19 protein-coding genes are annotated in these 24,982 nt (G+C 52.7%); 5 read left to right on the top strand and 14 right to left on the bottom strand.

Annotated elements, in window-relative coordinates; genetic code table 11:
- Window positions 1-208: 208 nt before the first annotated feature.
- Window positions 209-1,636: an outer membrane protein assembly factor BamB family protein gene (locus RIC05_RS14545; RefSeq protein ID WP_350045460.1), complete on the bottom strand. Its 1,428-nt coding sequence runs from the start codon at window positions 1,634-1,636 to the stop codon at window positions 209-211.
- 181 nt (window positions 1,637-1,817) lie between these two features.
- On the bottom strand, window positions 1,818-2,120 hold the full coding sequence (gene fliN / locus RIC05_RS14540) for a flagellar motor switch protein FliN (protein ID WP_350045459.1): 303 nt from the start codon (window positions 2,118-2,120) through the stop codon (window positions 1,818-1,820).
- A 260-nt stretch (window positions 2,121-2,380) separates the two neighbouring features.
- On the opposite strand from fliN, the gene RIC05_RS14535 reads away from it, so the two are divergent.
- A complete protein-coding gene (locus tag RIC05_RS14535; protein WP_350045458.1) occupies window positions 2,381-3,493 on the top strand; it encodes a PLP-dependent cysteine synthase family protein in 1,113 nt (370 codons plus the stop codon).
- A gap of 78 nt (window positions 3,494-3,571) precedes the next feature.
- On the opposite strand, the gene RIC05_RS14530 is transcribed toward RIC05_RS14535, so the two are convergent.
- Window positions 3,572-4,072, bottom strand: coding sequence for an Hsp20/alpha crystallin family protein (locus RIC05_RS14530; RefSeq protein WP_350045457.1), 501 nt, complete (start codon window positions 4,070-4,072; stop codon window positions 3,572-3,574).
- Window positions 4,073-4,391: 319 nt separating this feature from the next.
- Here RIC05_RS14530 and RIC05_RS14525 point away from each other — a divergent pair, with 319 nt between their 5' ends.
- On the top strand, window positions 4,392-5,486 hold the full coding sequence (locus RIC05_RS14525; protein ID WP_350045456.1) for an NADH:flavin oxidoreductase/NADH oxidase: 1,095 nt from the start codon (window positions 4,392-4,394) through the stop codon (window positions 5,484-5,486).
- 140 nt (window positions 5,487-5,626) lie between these two features.
- Here RIC05_RS14525 and groL read toward each other — a convergent pair whose 3' ends face one another.
- From groL to RIC05_RS14510, 3 genes are all read right to left on the bottom strand, one after another.
- Window positions 5,627-7,282: a chaperonin GroEL gene (gene groL / locus RIC05_RS14520; RefSeq protein WP_350045455.1), complete on the bottom strand. Its 1,656-nt coding sequence runs from the start codon at window positions 7,280-7,282 to the stop codon at window positions 5,627-5,629.
- Between the two features lie 61 nt (window positions 7,283-7,343).
- Entirely contained in the window at window positions 7,344-7,631 is a 288-nt protein-coding gene (gene groES, locus RIC05_RS14515) for a co-chaperone GroES (protein ID WP_350044231.1), read from the bottom strand.
- Window positions 7,632-7,921: 290 nt separating this feature from the next.
- Window positions 7,922-9,403, bottom strand: coding sequence for a hypothetical protein (locus RIC05_RS14510; protein ID WP_350045454.1), 1,482 nt, complete (start codon window positions 9,401-9,403; stop codon window positions 7,922-7,924).
- A 218-nt stretch (window positions 9,404-9,621) separates the two neighbouring features.
- Between RIC05_RS14510 and rfbC the strand changes: the two genes are divergently transcribed.
- Entirely contained in the window at window positions 9,622-10,179 is a 558-nt protein-coding gene (rfbC, locus tag RIC05_RS14505) for a dTDP-4-dehydrorhamnose 3,5-epimerase (protein WP_350046129.1), read from the top strand.
- A 7-nt stretch (window positions 10,180-10,186) separates the two neighbouring features.
- Here the strand turns inward: rfbC and rfbA are convergent, their stop codons facing one another.
- The 5 genes from rfbA to glmU form a co-directional block, all read right to left on the bottom strand.
- Complete coding sequence (rfbA, locus tag RIC05_RS14500) at window positions 10,187-11,068, bottom strand: glucose-1-phosphate thymidylyltransferase RfbA (protein ID WP_350045453.1); 882 nt, start codon at window positions 11,066-11,068, stop codon at window positions 10,187-10,189.
- A 2-nt stretch (window positions 11,069-11,070) separates the two neighbouring features.
- The gene (rfbD, locus tag RIC05_RS14495; RefSeq protein WP_350045452.1) at window positions 11,071-11,973 is read right to left on the bottom strand and encodes a dTDP-4-dehydrorhamnose reductase; all 903 of its coding nucleotides are present in this window, start codon (window positions 11,971-11,973) and stop codon (window positions 11,071-11,073) included.
- Window positions 11,970-13,031 (bottom strand): dTDP-glucose 4,6-dehydratase, encoded by a 1,062-nt coding sequence (gene rfbB, locus RIC05_RS14490; protein WP_350045451.1) that lies wholly within the window; start codon window positions 13,029-13,031, stop codon window positions 11,970-11,972. The genes rfbD and rfbB overlap by 4 nt, the downstream gene beginning before the upstream one ends.
- 242 nt (window positions 13,032-13,273) lie before the next feature.
- The gene (gene glmS / locus RIC05_RS14485) at window positions 13,274-15,097 is read right to left on the bottom strand and encodes a glutamine--fructose-6-phosphate transaminase (isomerizing) (protein ID WP_350045450.1); all 1,824 of its coding nucleotides are present in this window, start codon (window positions 15,095-15,097) and stop codon (window positions 13,274-13,276) included.
- 86 nt (window positions 15,098-15,183) lie between these two features.
- Window positions 15,184-16,530, bottom strand: coding sequence for a bifunctional UDP-N-acetylglucosamine diphosphorylase/glucosamine-1-phosphate N-acetyltransferase GlmU (gene glmU / locus RIC05_RS14480; protein ID WP_350045449.1), 1,347 nt, complete (start codon window positions 16,528-16,530; stop codon window positions 15,184-15,186).
- A gap of 251 nt (window positions 16,531-16,781) precedes the next feature.
- Here glmU and RIC05_RS14475 point away from each other — a divergent pair, with 251 nt between their 5' ends.
- Entirely contained in the window at window positions 16,782-17,483 is a 702-nt protein-coding gene (locus RIC05_RS14475; protein WP_350045448.1) for an HAD-IA family hydrolase, read from the top strand.
- Between the two features lie 112 nt (window positions 17,484-17,595).
- Window positions 17,596-18,297, top strand: coding sequence for a class I SAM-dependent methyltransferase (locus RIC05_RS14470; RefSeq protein ID WP_350045447.1), 702 nt, complete (start codon window positions 17,596-17,598; stop codon window positions 18,295-18,297).
- 295 nt (window positions 18,298-18,592) lie between these two features.
- Here RIC05_RS14470 and RIC05_RS14465 read toward each other — a convergent pair whose 3' ends face one another.
- The 3 genes from RIC05_RS14465 to mmsB all read right to left on the bottom strand — a co-directional run bounded on the left by RIC05_RS14465 (window position 18,593) and on the right by mmsB (window position 24,981).
- Window positions 18,593-21,679 (bottom strand): hypothetical protein, encoded by a 3,087-nt coding sequence (locus RIC05_RS14465; RefSeq protein WP_350045446.1) that lies wholly within the window; start codon window positions 21,677-21,679, stop codon window positions 18,593-18,595.
- A 215-nt stretch (window positions 21,680-21,894) separates the two neighbouring features.
- Window positions 21,895-23,643 carry an L-arabinonate dehydratase gene (gene araD / locus RIC05_RS14460; RefSeq protein ID WP_350045445.1) on the bottom strand — a complete coding sequence of 583 codons (1,749 nt, stop codon included), beginning with the start codon at window positions 23,641-23,643 and terminating at the stop codon, window positions 21,895-21,897.
- A gap of 153 nt (window positions 23,644-23,796) precedes the next feature.
- Window positions 23,797-24,981: a multiple monosaccharide ABC transporter permease gene (mmsB, locus tag RIC05_RS14455; RefSeq protein WP_350041502.1), complete on the bottom strand. Its 1,185-nt coding sequence runs from the start codon at window positions 24,979-24,981 to the stop codon at window positions 23,797-23,799.
- Window position 24,982: the final 1 nt, after the last annotated feature.

The following is a 24,982-nucleotide window of genomic DNA, read 5'->3' as shown; positions in this document are numbered from 1 at the left end:
CAGAACTTTAAATCTCTTCTGATCCGTTCCCAAAATTCATCTGTCGACTTTTTACACTTGGTAGCCAGAAATCTATTTTCATCGAATTAGTGTTGATGCACTTATCTTCTAACCACCTATATAATTTGACTGAACAGTTTTTGTGTGAACAAAAATAATAATATATTTGTATTTAATCTTTTAAATCAGGGATTTGAATAACAACGAACTATATTAAATGTAATATAAACAATGCTGGCTGGGCCGGAACATCCATATCCCAAAGATCATGGTGGACGGTCTGGCGCACCCATTGGACCTGCCCGGTTTCAAGGCTAAGGGCGACGATGGAGGATGAATAGGTTTCAACATTCTCATCGCGGTTCATGCCAAGCTGATCGGGCACCTTGTTGCCCAGCGGCACATAGATCATGCCAAGCACTTCATCTGCACTCGAAACCGACCAGCTATTGGGCGAATTGGCGGTATAGGTCTGGCCTTCGGGAATGGGTTCTGTCTGGTCCGGATTACCCGAATCCCAGTTCCAGATCAGCTCCCCCGTGTTAATGTCATACGCACGGATGACACCGGATTGCGACTTGGTTGAATAGTTATCATTCACCGCCCCGCCGATGATAAGCTTCCCGTCGGCCGCCACTGGCGGTGAGGTCGAATAATAATACCCCGCCGGATTGTACGGCATGCCCGTTTCAAGATGCACAGTGCCTTCATCGCCAAAGGATGGGCAAACTTCGCCTGTATCGGCATCCAGCGCAATCAGGCGCGCATCAGATGTCGGCAAGAACACACGCGCTGTACATGGCCCGTTTTCCGTGACTCCCGGGTCTTTGTAATAGGTCACACCGCGGCATGTCTGATGCTGTCGATCCGGATTTTGCGGAATGCCGGGATCGAATTTCCATTTTTCCTGTCCGGTATCTGCGTCAATCGCAATTGCCCAGCTGTGCGGTGTGCACAGATAAAGCGTTTCGCCAACTTTCAGCGGCGTGACCTGATAGGTCGTTTCGGGCACGTCATCGACGCGCTTCATATCACCGGTCTGATAAACCCATGCCTGTTCAAGGGATGTGACATTTTCAATATTGATCTGATCAAGCGGTGAATAGCGCTGCCCGTATGGCGTGCGACCATATTGATGCCAATCGCCATCGGGCTCCGTTCCACCATAAGACGGGCTGCTGACCACCGGATCACCGGGCAACACCCCGGTAACTTCGTTTGGATTATTCATCATGGAATAAACCGCAACAATTACCGCCAGAACCACACTGCCTTCAAGCAGGAAGGAACGGGTTGGTTTGACATCGGGCACCGGTTGTCCCGAGGTCAATGTCTTGCGAAATACCGGTGTGATCAGCCACAAACCAATCAGGACGGTAAGCCCGCCACGCGGGCCAAGCTGCCACCAGTCAAACCCGGTTTCCCACACGGCCCACGCCAGACTGGCAACCAAAAACACCGCATAAAACGGCAACAGTGCCGGTTTACGTTTGAACGACAAGAAGGCCGCGACCAGAAACGCCAGCCCTGCCAGCGCATAGTACCAGCTGCCACCAAGCGAAATCAGCCAGGCACCGCCCACAGCAAGCGCAAGACCAATCAGGGTCAGAAGACCCGATGTCAGGAAATTCAGCATGGAATTCGCCCTCGTTTTAACTGAGGTCAGGAAACACCGTCACAGCCTTTGGCTGCAATGTGGCATTTTAAAGGACTTTCCCCGCCAAACGTTTGGCGCGTCTTAAAGTTCCAGAGGCCCAAAACAAAACCACCGGCCAGTGTGACACGGTGGTTTGAATTTTTTCATCGGCAATGAAGGATCAATGATGGGTTTCGATAATTGTCCCGGTTTTGACCACTTCCGTGATCGTCACGCCAAGGTTTTCATCCACCACCACCAGTTCCCCACGGGCGACCAGACGGTTATTGACGTAAATATCAACCGGTTCCCCGACACGACGGTCCAGCTCCAATACCGCCCCGCGTGTCAGGCGCATCAGCTGCGCCACCTGAATCTGGCTTTTGCCAATCACCGTTGAAACGCGCACGGGCACGTCATAGGCCGCACCAATTTCTGATGCACCATGGCGCATATGGAACGGATCTTTGTCGTCTTTAGCCATAATGTTCGGGCCATCCAATAAGATCGAAAGAATCATCAACCTTGTATTCTAGAGGTTAGCTTTGAAAAAAGTGTTAGCAAGCCCTATCTCTTAAAAATTACGTTAATTTCATCGCATGCATCACCCTTGCCCCTGTTATCGGGCAAAATGTATCGACACAATTTCACTGTAGTTTTCTGTATTATAATCCCCTACACCTTTGCCCGACGGGGCTATCGCCCATCGCACCACACAGAAATAACCGATCATCAGGACGTTTCATGACATATGACCGCCAATGGGTGGCTGAAGCCATCAGCATCATCGAAGCCGATTTCAATCGATCCGCAGACACCCATCTGATTCGCCTTGATCTGCCAAAACTTGATGGCATCGGATTGTATCTGAAGGATGAATCGACCCACCCGTCGGGCAGCCTGAAACATCGCCTTGCGCGGTCATTGTTTTTGTATGGTCTGTGCAATGGCTGGATCGATAAGAACACCCCGATTATCGAGGCATCAAGTGGCTCAACAGCCGTGTCCGAGGCCTATTTTGCCCGATTGCTGGGTCTGCGCTTTATTGCGGTGATGCCAAAATCAACGTCTCAGCAAAAAATTGATCAGATCGCCTTTTACGGTGGCGAAAGCCATCTGGTCGATCACAGTGGTCAGATTTACGAAGAATCCCAACGTCTTGCCCGTGAACTTGGCGGCCATTACATGGATCAGTTCACCTATGCCGAACGGGCAACCGACTGGCGCGGCAATAACAACATTGCCGAAAGCATCTTTGATCAGCTCAAACGCGAAGCCCACCCCGTCCCGCGCTGGGTGGTTGTTGGTGCGGGCACAGGCGGCACATCATCGACCATTGGCCGCTATATCCGATACGGTCGCATTCTTGGTGCGGGATGCGAATTGTGTGTCGCGGATCCGGAAAACTCGGTCTTCTATGACGGTTATGAAACCGGCGACTGTTCGGTCACCGGGGACAAAGGGTCACGGGTTGAAGGTATTGGTCGCCCACGGGTAGAGCCAAGCTTTAACCCGACCGTGGTTGATCGCATGTATCGCATCCCCGATGCCGCAAGCTTTGCCGCCCTGCACTATCTGACAAAGCATCTTGGCCGTCGCTGTGGCGGGTCAACCGGCACCAACCTGATTGCGACCCTGTCGCTGATCACGGAAATGAAGAAGGCCGGTCAAACCGGGTCTGTCGTGACGTTGCTGTGTGATGGCGGCGATCGTTATTGCGATACATATTACAATCCCGACTGGATCACCGCACAAAATATCGACCTTGCGCCCTGGACTGATGCCCTTAACCGGTTTGACGAGACCGGGTTGCTGGATATGCCGCTTGATCACTGCATCGGCTATGCCGGGCGTTAATCATAAAAAAAGACGGGCGGTAAAAACCGCCCGTCAGGCAACACTAGGGAGACATTCTCAAGGGAGGAGAGAAAAGGCTTAGCCGCTGATCGCGATTTTGCGCGGCTCAGGTTTCTGTTCTGCTACTTTGGGAAGAGTAAGAAGCAAAACACCATTCTTGAATGATGCCGTAATATTATCCGCATCAATCGTATCGTTCAGGCGGAATGACCGCTTGAAGCTGCCAAAGCTGCGTTCGACAACACGGGCACCTTCATTGGTCTCACGGGTGGATTTCTTTTCACCCGTGATGGTCAAAACACCGTCCAGTACGGACACATCAACATCGTCCTGTTCGACACCGGGAAGTTCGGCAGAAAGTTCAATGTGATCTTCGGCATCAAACACGTCGATGCGTGGGCTCAGCCAGTTTTCGGCAACATCACCGCCTTCGGCTGACGCCTTGGACGGCGTTGCATGATGACCGAAAATCGAGCCGATCATGCGATCAACATCGCGGGCAATAAAGGTGAAAGGATCACCGTAAGTCGGTGCAGAAGACAGACGACGGGATCCGTTAAGAGTCTGAAGACCAGTCATTATAGTACCCTCCATTACAGACGAGCAATCTTGCGCCATCAGTCCAGACCAGGCTGCAACCTTGACGCGTATCGGGACACCATGTCCCTTTGCATCCTTGAGATAGATCAGGGGAAAATTTCCGCAAGTAGCCCGGATCATTTTTTTGAATTTTTCCCGAACTTTTTTGAAAACCTTTGCCATCATTGGGATCTGGCATTCCATCTTTTGGAATAACCATGGATCAGCGCCCATAACACTGGCGCGAAGGTCACCTTCAGACTAGCTTCATTTCATTGTCTGGCGGCATTGCCGCCAACCGCCATAACAAGGATGATAGATGAGCACGCTTTTCTCCCCCTTCTCGCTGGGCAAGCTTGCCCTTGATAACCGCATCATCATTGCCCCGATGTGCCAATATTCGGCTGATAACGGCAAAACCACCCACTGGCATAACATGCATCTTGGCAACCTTGCCCAGTCAGGTGCCGGACTTCTGATTATCGAAGCCACAGCGGTCGCCCCCGAAGGCCGCATTACCTATGGCGATGTTGGCCTGTGGGATGATGAAACCGAAGCAGCCCTTGCCAAGACCCTGACCGCCATCCGCAGCCATTCTGATATGCCAATCGCCATTCAACTGGCCCATGCCGGGCGCAAGGCATCCTGTGAAAAGCCGTGGGATGGTGGTGGTGCGATTAATCCTGATCACGCCAATGGCTGGCAGGTACTCGCCCCGTCCGCCGTTCCGTTCCGCGACGGCGATCCGATCCCGGAATCCCTTTCCAAGGCCGGCATCGCCGAAATTGTGCAGGCCTTTGTCGCAAGTGCCAAACGTGCAGTGCGCCTTGGCCTTGCCGCGATTGAAATTCATTCGGCACATGGTTATTTGCTCCATGAATTCCTGTCACCGCATGCCAACAAACGCGATGACGAATATGGCGGATCGTTTGAAAACCGCACCCGGATCGTTTTTGAAGTGTATGACGCCATCCGCGATGCTGTTGGCGCAGACTATCCGGTTGGTGTGCGGATTTCGGCAAGCGACTGGGTCGCGGATGGCTGGGACATTGATCAAAGTGTCGCACTGGCAAAGGGCCTTAAAGCCCGCGATTGCGATTTTATCCACGTGTCATCTGGTGGTCTTCACATTGACCAGAAAATTCCGGTTGGCCCGAACTATCAGGTGCCGTTTGCCGCCCGCATCAAAGCCGAAACCGGCATGACCACCATTGCGGTCGGCCTGATCACCGAAGCCGAACAGGCAGAAGCCATTACCTTTACCGGTCAGGCCGATGCCATCGCCCTTGCGCGCGGCATTCTCTATGACCCGCGCTGGCCATGGCATGCGGCGGCTGCACTTGGCGCCGAAGTCAAAGCCGCCCCGCAATATCTGCGCTGTCAGCCACGGACATTGAAAAAGCTGTTTGGATAAGGCGACACACCAAAGCCCGGCACATCAACTGCCGGGCTTTGGTCTATCTGATCTCGGACTAATATGACCGTATAACAGAAAAGGGCCCCGCAATTGCGGGGCCCTTCCTGTAGGGAAAAGGTCGGTTTGATTGGTAAGGCTTAGAAGCCCATACCGCCCATACCGCCCATACCGCCCATGCCACCCATGTCAGGTGCGCCGCCGCCGGATTTGTCTTCCGGTTTGTCAGCGATCATGCATTCGGTGGTGATCAGCAGACCTGCGACCGATGCTGCGTCCTGCAGAGCAGTACGAACAACTTTGGCCGGGTCGATGATGCCAGCTTTGATCAGGTTGGTGTATTCGCCTTTCTGGGCGTCATAACCGAACTCGACGTCATCCTGCTCAAGCAGTTTGCCGGCAACAACCGCACCGTCAACGCCTGCGTTCTGAGCAATCTGGCGAACCGGTGCCTGAAGTGCACGACGCACGATGTCAACACCGATGGTCTGGTCGTGGTTTTCGCCTTCAAGACCTTCAAGCGCACGGACAGAGTACAGCAGAGCCGTACCACCACCAGCAACGATGCCTTCTTCGACAGCAGCGCGGGTCGCATGCAGAGCATCGTCAACACGGTCTTTACGTTCTTTAACTTCGATTTCCGAAGCGCCGCCGATTTTGATCACAGCAACACCGCCAGCGAGTTTCGCCAGACGTTCCTGCAGTTTTTCACGATCGTAATCAGAGGTGGTTTCTTCGATCTGAGCGCGGATCTGACCAACGCGTGCTTCGATCTGTGCTTTTTCACCAGCACCATCAACGAGGGTGGTTTCTTCTTTGGTGATGGTAACCGATTTCGCGGTACCAAGCATATCAAGGGTCACGCTTTCAAGCTTGATGCCAAGATCTTCGGAGACAACCTGACCACCGGTAAGGATGGCGATGTCTTCGAGCATGGCTTTACGACGGTCGCCGAAGCCCGGTGCTTTAACAGCAGCGATTTTCAGACCACCGCGCAGCTTGTTGACAACCAGGGTTGCCAATGCTTCGCCTTCGATGTCTTCAGCAATGATCAGAAGCGGCTTGCCGGTCTGAACAACTGCTTCGAGCAACGGAAGAACCGGCTGCAGCGAGGAGATTTTTTTGTCGAAGAGAAGGATGTAAGGAGCATCCATATCTACGACCATTTTCTCAGGATTGGTTACGAAGTAAGGCGACAGGTAACCACGGTCGAACTGCATGCCTTCGACAACGTCGAGTTCAGTGTGCAGGCCTTTGGCTTCTTCGACGGTGATAACACCTTCGTTGCCAACTTTTTCCATGGCTTCAGCGATCATGTCGCCAACTTCACGGTCACCGTTTGCCGAAATGTTACCAACCTGTGCGATTTCATCGCGGCCGGTTACTTTACGTGCACGGCTCGAAATCGATTCGATGACTTTGTTGGTCGCCAGATCGATACCGCGTTTCAGGTCCATCGGGTTCATGCCGGCAGCAACAGATTTGTTGCCTTCACGAACGATGGCCTGTGCCAGAACGGTTGCGGTGGTCGTGCCGTCACCAGCCATATCGGCGGTACGCGACGCAACTTCGCGCAGCATCTGTGCGCCCATGTTTTCGAACTTGTCAGAAAGTTCGATTTCTTTGGCGACCGAAACACCGTCTTTGGTCACGCGCGGTGCGCCAAAGGATTTTTCGATAACAACGTTACGGCCTTTCGGGCCGAGGGTCACCTTGACAGCATCTGCCAGGATGTCGACACCGCGCAGCATTTTAGCGCGTGCGTCGGTGGAGAATTTTACTTCTTTAGCAGCCATAATATTCTTTCCTCTCTATGAGACGGATGAACGTGGACTTAAATCACCCAAAAGGGCTGACTTATTCCATGATGCCCATAATGTCGGACTCTTTCATGATCAGCAGCTCTTCGCCGTCAACCTTGACTTCGGTGCCCGACCATTTGCCGAACAGAACCTTGTCACCTGCTTTGACGTCAAGAGCGACGATCGAGCCGTCTTCTTTACGCGCGCCAGAACCCACAGCGACGACTTCGCCTTCCTGCGGTTTTTCTTTCGCGGTATCCGGGATAATGATGCCACCGGCAGTCTTGGTGTCGGATTCGACACGACGGACCAGAACGCGATCATGCAACGGACGGAACTTCATTTTAGACAACTCCGTGTTAAATTTTAAGGCTCGTTTAAAACTACGACTAACCGGGATGAGCCCGTATTAGCACTCACCCCCGGCGAGTGCTAATAGCATTTATTGGAGTGCCTGTTCAAAGTCAATAGGTAGATACAAAAAGACGCAGAAATGTCACGATTTCTGCTGATTTCAGGCGCGGGGAGCGCCCGGGCGTAAACGCCGTTCAACAAGGCGGGCCGATCACACCATTTTCGCCCCGAACATGCAAGCCCGAAGCTATATTTAAATATACAGCCGGTTTCGGTGCATTACGGCAGATCACGCGGCGCGAAATAACGACCGATCAAGCCGGGTTCGTCAAAATGACGCCGTCCGACAAAGGCTGTTGCATGATGGCCCCATTGGCGCATCGCACCGGGTCGCTCGATCCCCAACGGCCACAGAATAAACCGCTCCAGCCGATCTGTGCCGGGCACAAATCCGTCCTCGTCATACAAACTGGCATAGCCTTTACCATCGCCAAGCTTAATGCTCGTCAATGACTGCTCCAGGACAAGCTCCGCCGTGCTTGCAGCATCGGGTTGTTGGAGATTCTCTGTCGCAGTAACCGCCATCAGATAGTGGCTCGTGGCATCAACCCACAAAACCGGTCGCGTTAGAATATCGCCATCCACGAACCCGGCCGGACTTTCCGCCGTCTCGCGGATATCTCCATCTTCGGGTGCCTGAATGCGTTTCAAACCATTGCTTGGAAAGAACAAGTGATAACAGCCACATCCATGAATGCTATCAGCAATCAACGGCCTGCCGTCATGGTCAAGCGTTACCCGCCAAACCAGCGCATCAAGGTGCCCGGCCAGAATATCAAACATCCCGTTTCCCGGACGTTCCGGGAACCAGACGCTATAGACAATCTGCGAATACCAGTTGCCGTTAAAATAGCCATGGCTTAGCCGGTAAAATATGGTGGGCTGTGTCGTATCAATTTCTGAAATGGCGTTCCGCGTGGCCAAGACCGGATATCCTATCTTGTCACTGTCAGAATCCTCGCGCACACGCAGCTCTGGCGCATAGATTTGCGCAATCTTTTCCAGCTCGGTCGATGTCGGCACCAACCGCCCAAAACCGTCACGCGGCAAATCGGCGATGAAACCACCATCCGCCTTAACACCCTGATTTGACGCCGCATAACTGCGCCAGAAACCAGATGACGCAAAGACCGACGGCGATTGCGCAAAACTTTCTAAATTCTCCTGCTTCCATCCCTCATACCCGAAATGGGCCGCAAAGGCAGGAAGTGGGTAAAGCCCGGCAACACGCTGAAAATCAAGATAGTCATCCGGTACGAATACCGCAGTTGAAAGCATCTGATAATGGTCCGGCGTCAGGGATGCCGTCATCTCATTTGCACAATCATCGACCTGATCAAATGAGACACCCGCTGCAACCGGAAGGTTGGCCATTTCACTTTGTCGCGCCGCCCGGTCAAGACCGCGCATTTGCGCAATGAAGTCGCCCCACATCTCTGGCTGGTCAGGCTTACCATCCTCATCAGCGTCAAGCTGCTTGGCCAGCAAGGCAGAATTCCGGTTGGCCCGAAGATACGCAAACCCGGCAACCCGCGCAGCAGATGCATCACGCACCCCGTTTTCATCAACCAGCGCATCGACATGCTCAAGTTTCTCGCCACAGGACCACGCCGCCACATTATCTTGCAGGCGGGCGCTGTGCGTACATGCGCCAAGAATGCCGGACAACAAAATCGCTAAAACAGAAAACCGGCCCGACATTATACGCCCCTGTAAAACACCGCCTCACGAATAACATCGCATACTGCTGACAATGATGAGATCGGTCAGTCTATTATCCAGACTACATCACCAACAATACCAGAGCATAGCCGTTCGGCAGTTAGATCTTTAACATCCTGCCCAGATACGATAAGCCGTTTCGTCTGGTTTCCATGTTCTTTGCTGCTGGTTCAATTTCTGCGCATCAGGTCTTAATGATGAAGTTTGAAACCCTCGCAATCCCTGACATCAAACTGCTTTTCCCGAAAAAGTTTCGCGACAATCGTGGTTTCTTCTCGGAAACCTATAACGAGACGGCATATGCAAGTGCCGGAATTACCTCAACATTCGTTCAGGACAACTATTCCCTGTCAAATCCTGTCGGGGTTTTGCGGGGGCTTCATTATCAATGTGCGCCCTTTGCCCAGGACAAGCTTGTTTATGTGACTCACGGACGCATTTTTGACGTCGCTGTCGATCTACGTGCCGGATCTTCAACTTTCGGGAAATGGGTCTCTGCGGAACTAAGTGCGGATGAATGGAACCAGATTTTCATTCCCAAAGGCTTCGCCCACGGCTTTATGACTCTCACCCCTGATGCCGAAGTTCACTATAAGGTATCGGCACCTTATGCTCCGGACTCTGAATGCTCCATCATGTGGAATGACCCGGACCTTGGCATAGGCTGGCCGCTCACTACAGATGCCGTCAACCTGTCACCCAAAGACGCACAGGCCATGAGCTTTGCCGACTATTGCCGATCCCCTGCCTTTTGATCATTGATCATATTTGATCAAATGTCCGCAACACCGTCTGAAGGTATCCGCGATAGGAGCTTGCGCCAAAACCGGCAATGAGTTTTTCAAACTGGGACATGGAAATCATCCCGGTTCGAAGCGCGATTTCCTCGGGACATGCAATTTTCAGGCTCTGCCGGTTTTCGACAGTACGGACGAAATCGGCGGCATCAAGCATAGCCCCATGCGTCCCGGTATCAAGCCAGGCATACCCCCGGCCCATCTTCTCCACACGCAGCGACCCACGGTGCAGATACGCCTTGTTCACATCCGTAATTTCAAGCTCCCCGCGCGCCGATGGCTTGATTGACTTCGCAATTTCGACAACGTCGGAATCATAGAAATACAACCCCGTTACCGCATAGTTTGATTTGGGCTCGGTTGGTTTTTCTTCGATATCAAGCGCCATTCCTGCACGATCAAATTCAACCACGCCATAGCGCTCGGGATCCTGCACGAAATAAGCAAAGACCGTTGCCCCGGATGTTTGTCGCATCGCATTGCCAAGCAATTGGGTTAAGCCATGCCCGAAATAGATGTTATCCCCCAGAATGAGGCAACAGGGGTCATCACCAATAAAATCGGCACCAACAATAAACGCATCTGCCAGCCCGCGTGGCTCCGTCTGAACGGCATACTCCAGACGTAATCCCCATTGCGCCCCATCGCCCAACAGCTCGCGGAAAAGCGGCACATCGCGTGGTGTACTGATAATCAAAATATCCTTGATCCCTGCCAGCATAAGGGTCGTTAGCGGATAATAGATCATTGGCTTGTCATAAACCGGCTGAAGCTGTTTGGAGACAACCAGCGTCGATGGATGCAAACGTGACCCGGTGCCACCGGCAAGGATAATTCCCTTCCGCATGTTCATGCCCCTCCTGCCAGTTTTTGCAAAACTGCACTCAAACTGCGATCAAACTGGGGCAAGCCAAACCCGAAATGGGTCATGAATTTTTCAGTCGACATCACAGAATAAGCGGGTCGCTGCGCGACCGTCGGGAACTGGGCACTTGTCACAGCTTTGATCTCGCACGACGCGCCTGACCATTCCGTGCCAAGCAGATCGGTCGCTTTTGCCTGTATTTCTCGGGCAAACGCGCACCAAGTCATCTGCGTATCCGAAACCAGATGATAGGTGCCAAATTGCGCAAAATCCCCACGGGTTACATCGGGCAAAATGCGCAAAATCCCCGTCGCCAGATCAAGCGCGCTGGTCGGGCAGCCCTGTTGGTCGTCCACAACCCCTATTTCAGTTTTTTCGCTTAACAACCGCAGCATGGTTTTAACGAAATTCTTGCCAAACGGGCTATAGACCCACGACGTTCGTAAAATAAGGTGCTTGTCGCTGATCGCCCGAACGGCTTCTTCTCCCGCCAATTTTGTCGCACCATACACCCCGAGTGGCGCAACAGTATCCGTTTCCCGATAAGGTTTTTCTGCTTGCCCACCAAACACATAATCGGTTGAAACATGGATCAGGGGGATGGACAGATCCGCAGCCCTTTCGGCCATGGTTTGAACAGCATCACAGTTTATTTTATGGGCAAGATCAGGTTCATTTTCTGCCTGATCAACGGCGGTATAGGCTGCGGCATTGATGATCACATCCGGTCGATAAAGATCGATCAGCGCTGTAATTTTGGCAGGCTTTGATAAATCACATGCCCTGCGATCAAGAAACTGTACTGTCGTTTCGGGAAACTGCGCGCTACAGGCGGCAAGACTTCTGCCCATTTGACCATTTTGGCCAAACACCAACGCATTGATCATGTGCTGGCTCCTTGTCCCAGCCGCTGTCCGGCATATTTGCTTTTTTGGATCGGCGCCCACCAATCGCGATGTTCGACATACCATTCCACGGTTTGGGCAAGGCCGGTTTCAAAGCTGTATTCAGGGCTCCAGCCAAGCTCGTCGCGCATTTTTGACGGATCAATTGCATAGCGCCAATCATGGCCCGGTCGGTCGGGAACGAATGCGATGACATCTTCAAATTTCTGCCCTCCTGCCTCTGGGACAAGGTCCATGACGGCGTCAAAGATTCTGCAAACGACATCCAGATTGGTGACCTCGTTACAGCCACCTACATTGTATTTTTCACCAACCCTGCCTTTGGTCAGGATGGTAAACAGGGCCTTGGCATGATCTTCGACATGCAACCAGTCACGGGTGTTCAGACCATCCCCATAGATGGGAAGCTTTTTACCTTGCAGAACATTAAGGATCATCAGCGGGATCAGTTTTTCAGGGAACTGATAGGGTCCGTAATTGTTTGAACAATTACTGATAATGACCGGCAGTCCATAGGTATGATGCCAGGCCCGCACCAGATGATCCGCCCCCGCCTTGCTGGCTGAATAGGGTGAATTGGGCGCATAGGGTGTTTCTTCGGTAAACAGCCCTTCATCACCAAGGCTGCCATACACCTCATCGGTCGAAATATGATGAAACCGAAAGCTCTGCTTTCTGGCCTCGTCTAGGCCATTGAAATAGTCCCGCGCCACTTCAAGCAAGGTGAACGTCCCGACAAGGTTGGTCTGAATAAATGCCGTAGGACCATCAATGGAACGATCCACATGGCTTTCGGCTGCCAGATGCATCACCGCATCAGGCTGAAAGTCCGAAAACACCTGCTCAACCGCGGCCCTGTCACAAATGTCCACCTTGGCAAAGCTGTAATTCGGTAACGCGGAAACAGCCTCAACCGTTCGCAAATCTGCTGCATAGGTAAGCTTGTCGAGATTGAGCACCTCGCAGCCCTTTTGGCCGGCGAAAAGCCGACAAACGGCCGATCCGATAAACCCTGCCCCACCTGTCACCACAACCTTCATCGCAAACTCTTTCGATTTCTGTGTTCCGGGCGCGCGAAATAACACCCGGCAGCCGACGCCAAAAGGCGCCGCCAACAGCACAATCAATTACTGGTTTGCAACTTTGTCGTTGATATGTCGTCTTTGGGGCAAAATCCTGTGATCGCCCAATGGCTGGCAAAACACACTGGCGAAAACAATTGTGGCCGCACTGAATGCCTATCAACATTCAAGCGGCCACAATGAAACCTTCGGACTGTTTTTTATTCCACCGTCACAGATTTCGCCAAATTCCGCGGCTGATCAACATCGGTCCCCTTATGCACGGCCACGTGATAGGCCAGCATCTGTACCGGGATGGTATAAAGGATCGGTGCGACGAAATCGGCGACCTTTGGCAATTCCACCGTGGCGGATGCCATATCACCAAGTTTGGCAAGGCCCTGCGCGTCGGAAATAAAGATCACGCGCCCACCGCGTGCAGCGGCTTCTTGCATGTTTGATGCGGTTTTTTCAAACAGTTCATCAGACGGTGCAATGACAATAATCGGAACCGACTGATCAATCAGCGCAATCGGGCCGTGCTTCATTTCACCTGCGGCATAGCCTTCGGCGTGGATATAGGAAATTTCCTTAAGCTTAAGGGCACCTTCCATCGCGATCGGATAGCCAAGCCCACGACCGAGATACAAAACATCACGTGCATCGGCGATATCCAGTGCCAGCTTTTTCAAGGCTTCATCATGATGCAGGATTTCGGCGGCATGCTTTGGCACTTCGGTCAGCGCACTGACAATCGCAGCTTCCTCGTCCTTATTCAGCGTCCCGTTTTCACGGCCAATGGTCACCGCCAGGCAGGCAAGAACGGTCAGCTGGGTGGTAAATGCCTTGGTCGATGCAACGCCGATTTCAGGACCGGCATAGGTCAAAAGAACCACATCACTTTCCCGCGCAATGGTGCTTTCGGCGACATTGACGATGGAAACGATTTTCTGGCCTTTGGATTTGGCATAGCGAAGGGCTGCCAACGTATCAAGTGTTTCACCGGATTGCGAAATAAACAGCGCAACACCACCCTTTGGCAGCGGCGGACAGCGATAGCGGAACTCGGATGCCACATCAACATCAACACCAAGCCCAGCATACCGTTCAATCCAGTGTTTTGCCACAAGCCCGGCATAGAACGAGGTGCCACAGGCAACGATGGTCAGGCGCGACGCATCGGCAAAGGAAAACGGCATATCCGGCAATTTAATCGTCTGGGTCGCCGGATTGATAAAGGCATGCAAAGTATCGCCGATCACGGCTGGCTGTTCGAAGATTTCCTTTTGCATGAAGTGGTTATAATTCCCCTTACCCATCATCGCGCCCGAAACGGCGGACAATTTGGTTTCGCGGATTACGTCCACATCATTTTCATCACGGACCTGAACACTATCACGGGTCATTTCGACCCAGTCACCTTCTTCAAGATAAATCAGCTTGTTGGTCAGGTGTGAAAGCGCCATGGCATCCGATCCCAGATACATCTCACCATCACCCAAACCAACGGCAAGTGGTGTTCCGCGACGGGCACCGAAAATCACGTCATGGTGCCCTGCAATCATAATGACCAGTGCAAAGGCACCTTCTATCCGATGAAGGGTGGCCGCAACCGCGTCACGCGGGGATTTTCCCTGGTCGAGGAAATCTGATACCAGATGAACGACAACCTCGGTATCGGTATCGGTGGCAAAGACGCGTCCTTTGCCCGAAAGCTCGGCCTTGATGTCCTGATAGTTTTCAATGATGCCGTTATGAACAACTGCAACCTTGCCATCGGTATGCGGGTGGGCATTATTTTCGGTTGGAACCCCGTGGGTCGCCCAGCGGGTATGGCCGATGCCGACATCACCCGAAAGCGGGCTTTCGCCAAGGCGGGTCGCAAGATTGATCAGCTTTCCTTCGGCACGGCGACGTTCGATATCGCCATTAACCAATGTTGCAATTCCGGCACTGTCATAGCCGCGATATTCAAGGCGCTTAAGCCCTTCAAGAATACGTTCGCTCACACTGTCCTTGCCGATAATCCCGATAATGCCGCACATATTGGTTATTTTCCTGCTTCAAATCGCTTGTCATCTTACGCCATCCCGACAGCGTCAGGCGGCAAATTCAAATTCCGTCTGTCGGATTATTTCTTACCGGTCAAAGCCCGCATTTTTTCACGAAACTTTGCCGCCCATCCTGCTTTTTCAACGCGTTCAGCCCGGGTCAGGGTCAGCGCATCCGCGGCAACCTTGCCGGTAATCGTGCTGCCAGCGCCCACAATCGCGCCATCGCCAATTTCAACCGGCGCAACAAGCGATGAGTTTGATCCGATAAACGCGCCTTTACCGATGTCTGTATGCTGTTTGCGGAAACCGTCATAATTACACGTGATCGTGCCGGCCCCGATATTGGCCTTCGCCCCGACACGGGCATCGCCGATATAGCTCAGGTGATTGACCTTGGCCCCGTCTTCGAGGATGGCTTTTTTAATCTCGACAAAGTTACCAACCTTCGCCCCCGCCCCGATCACAGCACCTGGCCGCAACCGTGCATAGGGGCCAATATCGGCACCATCGCCAACACTGCAGCTTTCAAGGTGACTGAACGCCTTAATCACGGTGTTATCGCCAACGACAACACCCGGACCAAACACCACATTCGGCTCGACAATCACATCGCGGCCAAGTTTGGTATCAGAACTCAAGAAAACCGATGCAGGATCAATAAGGGTTGCGCCATCAACCATCGCGGCATCGCGCAGACGGTCCTGCATGATGGCTTCGGCGACGGCAAGTTGCACACGTGAATTCACACCAAGTGTTTCTTCTTCATCGACTTCAATCGCCGCACAGCTGTGCCCTTTGGCGCGTGCCACGGCAACCGCATCGGTCAGGTAATATTCACCCTTGGCATTGGCATTATCAATCGCCTCAAGGATTGCGATCATATCTTTTGCGCGGAAACACATCACACCGGAATTGCAAAAATCAATTTCACGCTGCTGTGCGTTACATTCCTTGTCTTCGACAATCGCGACCAGTTCACCATCCGCGCCATCGGTGACCAAGCGACCATACCCGGTCGGATCATCGGGCCTGAAGCCCAGAACCGCAACCGCATGATCCCCGGATTCCCGCGCAGCAACCAAACGTTCCAACGTTTCGGCGGTGAAAAGAGGACTGTCTGCATACAAAACCAGCACATTGCCCGAAAGCCCCGAAAGGCCCTGTTTTGCTGCCAAAACAGCATGTGCTGTTCCCAGACGGTCGGTTTGCTCAAATGTTGGATGCGGCGAAACCGCCTCAACCAGTTTGGGCATGTCCGGGCCGACCACGATCATGGTTTTCCCGGCATTAAGCTTGGCGGCGGTATCAATGACATGATTGACCATCGGCTTGCCAGCGACCTTGTGCATCACTTTGGGCAGGGCACTTTTCATGCGCGTGCCCATACCGGCAGCCAAAACAACAACACTTAACTCAAGTGACATTTATCAATCCGCTTGCTGCAGTTTTCGTGCAGCATCCCCTTTTGACGCGGCGCGCAGTATCTGCGCCACCCCTGATGATCACAATTGCAGCAAGTCTTAGAACATATTCTTTTGCAGCAAAAGCCCATAAAGAATCACGTTTTGTTACCGCCTGTTAGCGGATGTTACCGTTTGTTAATGACACGAACTCGGTTAAGTTCCCCTAAAGCCACCAACACCAAATCCAAAATCCATTTCAGGAGCCCCACATCATGGCAAAATACATCATGTTCGACCTCGACGGCACATTGATTGACGGGGTTGATGACATCCTGTTTGCCATGAATGGATTGCTCGCCGCCCATGACCACGCCCCGCTCATCCGTCATGATATCGAGGCCATGCTGGGTGATGGCACATGGATGCTGACCAAGCGCGCCTTTGCTGCTCGCGGGCAAACACCCGATGACACAACGCTTGATGGGCTGAATGTCGATTTCAACACGCGATACGGCGAAACCAATTACGCCGATACCCGTCTTTATGAAAATGCGGAAAATGTCCTGCGCGATCTCAAAGCAGACGGCTGGACAATCGCGCTGGCATCAAACAAGCCCGAAGCCCCGTGCAAGGCGATCCTGCAAAAACTTGGCATTTCTGATCTGTTTACCGTGATTGCCGGTGGTGATTCTTTTGATGTCAAAAAACCCGATGGCCGTTTCCTGCGTCATGTTCTTGATCAACTGGGCCATACCCCAGACAGCAATGACATCGCCCTGATGGTTGGGGACCACGCAAACGATGTAAACGCCGCCCGCGCTGCAGGCATTCATGCTATTGCGGTTGCACTGGAAGTCAGTGATGGGCGCGCGCTTTCACTTGGTGCTGATGCAGTCATCACTGACTATCGCGATCTGATCAATGCGGTGGAGAGAATCATCTCAAAAGACAAAATATCAAGCAGGCCCACATAAAGGTTTTACTTCGTGACATTTGGTTAGACGATCTCTAAACACGATTGATATGCTGGGGCACACTTTAAACACTTTGGGGAGACGCCTTTATAGACGGGGCGTCGAAAAAGATTTGAACAAGACGCAGAATTTTGATTATACGGGCAAAGACAACCTGGACATTATGTCGCTTGCTGAAAACTATAACGACTTTTTGACATACTTGGTCAATCACCATGCACCTAAATCCGGTTCTATTCTTGATTTTGGCGCAGGTACCGGATTCTTTGCAAAGCGCATTGCAACGCCTGAAAGAACAGTTCTTTGTGTTGAACCCGACACACAGCAGGCCGAGATAATCTCATCAACCGGCCTTCAAGCTTATGGTCAGTCCCAAGATTTGTCTGACGAAAGTGTCGAATTTTCCTACAGCCTGAATGTCCTTGAGCATATCGAAGATGACACCGCTGCAATAAAAGAAATTCATCGGGTTCTAAAGCCCACAAGCACGTGCGTGATCTATGTTCCAGCCATGCCAATGCTGTTCTCCTCAATGGATGAGAAAGTCGAACATTATCGTCGCTACACGCGCAAAGAGCTTATTCACAAACTTGAGGCATCAGGTTTTGATGTTCTCGATTGTCGATATGCCGACATCCTTGGTGTGTTCGCCACCCTGCTCTACAAATTAGTTGGCAGCAAATCCGGGGATGTTTCACGGTCAGGCTTGGTCGCATATGACCGTTATGCATTCCCGTTAAGTCGGGCTCTTGATAGATTTACTCATCGGGTAGCCGGTAAGAACCTTCTAGCCATCGCAAGAAAACCAGAGTGATCAAACTTCGCCAATAGGAAGTTTAAAATAGCAAAGCCGACCCAAGTCATCGCAAGGCAATAGGGAATAATAATCGTAAGATTATAGCGATAAAGGCCCACCGACAGAGCGGCGTTTAATGTCGTTATGAACGAGGAAAGATACGCCCTCAGCCACAAAACAGCACCTTGAGCAAACAACTGTGCCGTCCTGAAATACGTTGTCACCCATAGGAGACGACGTATTTCAGGACGGCACAGCCGGAACAAATAAGGCATAAAATTCAAAAGCCCTCTTCCTTAGAAAACACGTCACCTCACTTGATTGGCACAGCCCCTGTATTGACGATTTCAAACGCCCAGTCTTTGGCGGCAGTCTCATCAAGGTTAAGGTGCTCGACAAGATAAGCAAGGCGTTCTGTGTCATCGCCTTTCGCCGTGCAGAAGCGGTCCTGTAGATAGAATGGCGGTGTCGCCTGATAGGACAGCTTCGCCCGTACTGATGCCGGGGTACCGGTCATGTCTGACAGTTTGACTTCATATGTCACGTGATCGCCCCCCGTTGCACTTGGTTGGAGATAATCAGGATCGGCGTCAATTGCGGTAAAGCCTGCATCCTCTGCAAGGTCTTCTCCCGCACCAATCGCATTGGCGATCTTGATGCGTTCATCTAGCGGGAGATACCCTGCTGGCGGCAGACGGTTATCTTTGACCTCGGCACAGATCGACAGGAAGCTTGTCGTTAACTGGCCTTTGGGCGCGACATTGTGCCCACAGCTATAATTCGTACTTCCGTCAAGTGGTGGGGTGCTGACCAACTCCTGATAAATCTGGACCTGGTCCTGTGCACGCACCGTCTGATAATGCGGTTGATGGGCCCGTTTAAGCGGATCAATACGCGCGCTGCATTGATTGTCCCACCATAGTTCACCTTCAACAGGTGTCCCGCCTTGATCAACAATAACCCCGGCCCCATTAACCCGGCCAGATGCCCAAATCACCTTTTCATCCTGATCAAGGACCTCAAACGTCACAAAGGCACGTCTAAAACCAACGCCCGACGGGAACTTGTGCCCGGTCAGGCTGGCAATTGCGACCTCGCTTGTCAGGAGCCCATCCTGAATTGCTGAACCCTTGATCTTGATATTGACCGTATCACTGCGCGCCTGCTTGATCATGGCGCGTTCGGTATAGGCCAGCGGATCAACACCTTTGGCACCTAACATAGGATCAGCCGTCGGGATGCCCATGATTTCAGGGAACTGTTGGAACATTTCGACCAGAAACAGGTTCAACCCGACCAGTGTATGGCGAGCAAAACCTTCACGGACTTCAAGATCAAGAAGCTCCGGCCCAAACGTATTGGCCGAGGCCGGGAAGTTTGAATATTCCTGGATAGAGGCAATCTTGCTGCGGAATTTGGCTTTGTCATCGCCAGATGGCATGTGGCATTCCTGACAGCTCAGCGCCATTGTCCCCGCACCACCGGGCAAAGCCCCATCAATGGTATAGCCTGTTCTAAAATCACTAAACGCCCATTCGGCATAGGTTGTCTGTTCATAAACAGTCCCAACCTGCTTGCCATCTTTAAGGACGGGAAGATGCACAGTGTGACATGTGCCGCACATTTCCGATGTCTTGATGGCATCCCCTTTGGCCGGTGTAATGCCAAGGGTATATTCCATTGGATGTTTTTGCGGCTTGTCAAACGGCCCATAAAGCGTATCCGCATCCCCCACCAGAAAACTGCCAGTAAAGGTTTTGGCAAAGCCTGTATTGTCGGGGTTAAGCGTTTCCTGACGCTTCACAACACAAGCATTCTGGGGTGCATCCTTGAACTTTTCCGTCGCATCCTTTCCCAGCACCATCTGATGGCACGACATGCAGGAAATACCGTCGCGTGCCAACGCGCCATAAGATGCATGACCGGCACCGGGATTGTTCGCCGGATACGGAATGGCATTCACCATGGATCGGTCAAAATCACCACATGCAACCGCCGTTTGAACACCGGACGCCGCATCGGTCTGCTGCGCCATATTATGATCAATCTGGAACTGTCGTTGCCCCATGATCCCGTGACAGCCAAAGCATGTATTCTGAACCAAATCGGATTGATCGCTGTGGAAGGTCTGCAGTTCGCTTGCGACCTGGGCAAAGAATATTGGGTCACGGCCCGCCAATCCCATCGGGGATGACCGCCATGTCGCGTAAGGCGACATATTCAGCAAAAGATCCCCGTCCGGATCAGGCATTGTCATATCAAACTGCAAGCCTGTGCTGCCCGCATCATGGCACCCGGCACATTGATCACTTGTCATGAACTGGTTATGCGGTGCTGGTCCGTCCGCCCCCATCCAGACCGTGTCATAGCTTTGAGATGGCATATTGCTTGGTGGTGCCAGATTGTAGTCAAATGGACTACCCGTTTTGGCAAAGGCGGTTAAAATCGCTGCCATGTCAGGATGTGCGTTTTTACGGGCAGTGCCCAGTGGATCAGGAACTTTTTCATGTTGCGCACGCAAGCTGTGAATATCGCCCCCTGCCCCGCTTGACGGGGCGTTCTTCTTGACCGACGGGGCAACACCCCCATCTTGGCCCAGATACTGACCGGCAAAGAAATCCTGCGACAAGAACACTTCCGGCTGCCCCGGATGACCTTCGAGGTTTTTTAACTCGGCAAAGGTCATGTCACGGGCAGAACCATGGCAATTCACGCAATATTGCCCAAAGCCCATATTGGCCGGTCCGTTGCTGGTCCCGGCGGGCCAATCAACCTTCCAACCCGATCCCGGCCACCCATACCATCCCCAGAACCAGCCATCATAAGATGCTTGGCTATCACGCACCATGATCGCCGCACCGCTGGTTGGCCAAAGGTGCGTGGGATCCTCCCCCGCGCAAGCCGACGCTGGTTGCGGATACATTTCCTTGACCATGATCGCACCGTCTGGAATGTCGGCAGGAGCACTGGGCCGGCTGTCCTCTGCACCCCGGTTTTCGGACAACCAAGTGACCATATTGGGCGAATACCAGATCACGACGGGCGAATGTGTCCCGTGATAGGTACCAACCCACTGTCCTTCATGACCGGTCGTATCCCGACTGGCGGTAAAAGGCCCGGTATCGCGGACAAACTTGTCGCGCACCCACCCGGCATCCGTTTCGCGATGACACCAATTATCGAAGAATTTCGAAAGAGCTGTTTCATACTGGTCAAGCGGCAAGGCAGATGGATCAGCCACCGTCGCACTCAGTGACTTGCATAGTGCGGGATCCGTCGGGACAAGTGCCTGATCGCGCAAAGCGGAACACGATTGCGCCCAAGCTGCCCCAGATATGCAACAGCCGATCCCTGCCAAGATCAGCGCACGCAAATGCATCGTCGCAGACCGCTTAAACATAACTCTCTCCCCAGATTGCGTTTGTCCCGAACGCACTTTAACCCTGTTAGGAGTATGGTCTTTCCATTGAAAATTTCAATCTTTGATTGATTGCGCTCAATTACATTCCCCCTCTAATTCATGCGAAAAAAAACCGGCCAGCAATATACTTGCTGACCGGCTTTGATGTCTTGAATGCATCTATCCAAGGATATTTGGATGCGTTCAGATATGCGTTAGTGGCTGTCCTTCGGAATTTCGTTGCCACGATGACCGACGAGGAAGTCGAAATCGGCACCTTTGTCCGCCCCGATAACGCTTTTGTAATACAGCGAAGCATAGCCACTGGCCGGGACCGGAACGGTATTTTTCCAATCCGCAAGACGCTGGGCGAGTTCTTCATCGCTGATGTCGAGATGCAGCTTGCGGTTCGGTACATCAAGCTCGATCATATCGCCATTGCGCACGACGGCAAGCGGCCCGCCGGCTGCGGCCTCTGGTGATGTGTGCAGAACCACGGTGCCATAGGCCGTACCGCTCATCCGCGCATCGGAAATACGCACCATATCCGTGATGCCTTTGCGCAGCACTTTGGGTGGCAAGCCCATATTGCCGACCTCGGCCATCCCCGGATAGCCTTTGGGTCCGCAGTTTTTCAGAACCATGATGCAGTTTTCATCGATATCAAGCGCCTCGTCATAGATCTTGGCCTTGTAATCATCGATGTCTTCAAACACCACCGCACGGCCACGATGGGTCAGAAGTGCCGGTGTTGCCGCAGACGGTTTAAGCACCGCACCATTTGGCGCAAGGTTGCCTTTAACCACCGCAATACCACCGCTTTCGGTCAATGCGTTTTCGAACGGACGAATAACGTCTTCGTTCCAGTTGCGCACATCCTTGACCTGATCCCACATGGTTTCGCCCGAAACCGTCAGGGCATCATTGTGAAGCTTACCAGCCTCACCCAGTGCCTTGATCACAACCGGCAAACCACCGGCATAGAAGAATTCTTCCATCAGGTATTTGCCCGATGGCTGCAGGTTAACAACCGTCGGAATATCGCGACCCAACCGATCCCAGTCATCAAGGGTCAGATCAATGCCGACACGTCCGGCAATCGCAAGCAAATGGATCACGGCATTGGTCGAACCACCAATCGCACCATTGACCCGAATGGCGTTTTCGAACGCTTCCTTGGTCATGACATCAGACGGCTTAAGGTCGTCTTTGACCATATCAACAATCCGGCGACCGGTAATATGGGCCATCACACGACGGCGGCTATCAACAGCCGGGATCGCGGCATTGCCCGAAAGCGCCATGCCAAGGGCCTCTGCCATGCTGGCCATGGTTGATGCCGTGCCCATCGTGTTGCACGAACCGGGCGAACGCGACATGGCAATTTCGGCTTCAAGGAAATCTTCGGTGCTGATTTTGCCGGCTTTGCGGTCTTCGGAAAGCTGCCACAACGACGTACCCGACCCGATATCCTGACCGCGCCATTTACCGTTAAGCATCGGCCCGCCGGTGACCACGATGGCCGGAATATCAACGCTGGCCGCCCCCATCAAAAGTGCCGGGGTGGTTTTATCGCAACCGACCATCAGAACCACACCGTCAAGCGGGGTCCCGCGAAGGGCTTCTTCAACATCCATGGCCGCAAGGTTACGGAACATCATGGCCGTTGGACGCAGCGTGCTTTCACCTGCTGAGAAGACCGGGAATTCAAGCGGTAAGCCGCCTGCTTCGTAAATGCCATGTTTAACCCGTTCGGCAAGATCGCGCAGATGGGCGTTACACGGGGTCAATTGCGACCATGTATTACAAATGCCAATCACCGGACGACCATCAAACAGGTCAGACGGCAGCCCCTGATTCTTCATCCAGCTGCGGTGATAGATATTGTCTTTGCTGGTTCCGCCGAACCAACCTTCTTGTGACCGCAAGGTGCGCGGCCAAGGTGCCGGTTTAAACTTTGTCATGCCCGTTTTCCTTTTTTACTTATTATCGAGACGGGTCCGGTTGTGTGCAGCTGGGACGTCCGCACAGGGGACTCTGAACGACACAGAATGGCACCCAACCGGCTTTGTTGGCTGTTTTCATCCATGTCTGTGTCGTTCCGCGTCATCGTATTGTTACGCCTTGTTTTTGTTGTAGACGTCAAAGATCACGGCTGCGAGCAACACCAGACCTTTAATCACTTGCTGCCAGTCGATACCAACACCAACGATCGACATACCGTTATTCATGACACCCATGATGAGCGCACCGACAACCGCACCGATCACTTTGCCAACGCCACCCGACATGGATGCACCACCGATAAAGACGGCGGCAATCACATCAAGCTCGAATGCAAGACCGGCTTTTGGCGTTGCCGTATTCAGACGTGCGGCAAACACAAGCCCGGCAAGGGCGGCCAGCATGCCCATATTGGCAAAGGTCAAGAAGGTCAGGCGTTTGGTATTGATCCCTGAAAGCTTCGCAGCCTTTTCATTCCCACCAAGCGCATAGATGCGGCGACCAATGGTCGTTGAGTTGGTGATGAACGTAAAGATCGCAATCAGAAGCGCCATAATGATCAGGATGTTTGGCAAGCCGCGATAGGTCGACAGCAAATAGGTCACAAACAGGATCGCCAGTCCGGCAACCGCATACTTGGTCATAAAGACGGCCATCGGCTCGTCAACAGCAGCAAACTTTGCCTGTTTGGCGCGCGAACGCAGACCAAGGATCGGAAGCAGCGCTGCCAAGGTAACACCGAGCGTCATCGAAAAGACGTTAAACCGTCCTTCGATCAACCCGCCAAAGAAGTCCGGCACAAAGCCCGACGACATGGCCTGGAATTCAGGTGGGAACGGACCAACCGATGCCCCGCCCAAAAGGGCAAGTGTCAGGCCCTTGAACACCAACATCCCCGCCAGCGTGACGATAAAGGACGGGATGCGCCAATAGGCTACCCAGTACCCCTGAGCGGCACCAATGACCGCACCGACAACCAGACATGCCGGGACGACAAAGACCGTCGGCAAATCCCAATGCACAATCATGACAGCGGCAAGCGCGCCGACAAAACCAACGACCGACCCAACCGAAAGATCGATATGCCCGCCGACAATCACCAGCAACATGCCAACGGCCATGATGATGATATAACTGTTCTGCAAGAACAGGTTGGTCAGGTTCACCGGTTTAAGCATGATGCCATCGGTAAGAACCTGGAAGAAAGCCAGAATGGCGACCAGCGCAACAACCATGCCGTATTCACGGATATGGGTGCGCAGATAGTAACCAATTGATTTGTTATCAGTATCGCTCATT

Source organism: Thalassospira sp., assembly GCF_040218635.1.
Lineage (GTDB): Bacteria > Pseudomonadota > Alphaproteobacteria > Rhodospirillales > Thalassospiraceae > Thalassospira.
Note: the sequence above shows the minus strand (reverse complement) of the source record. Positions and strands in the feature narration are given on the sequence as shown.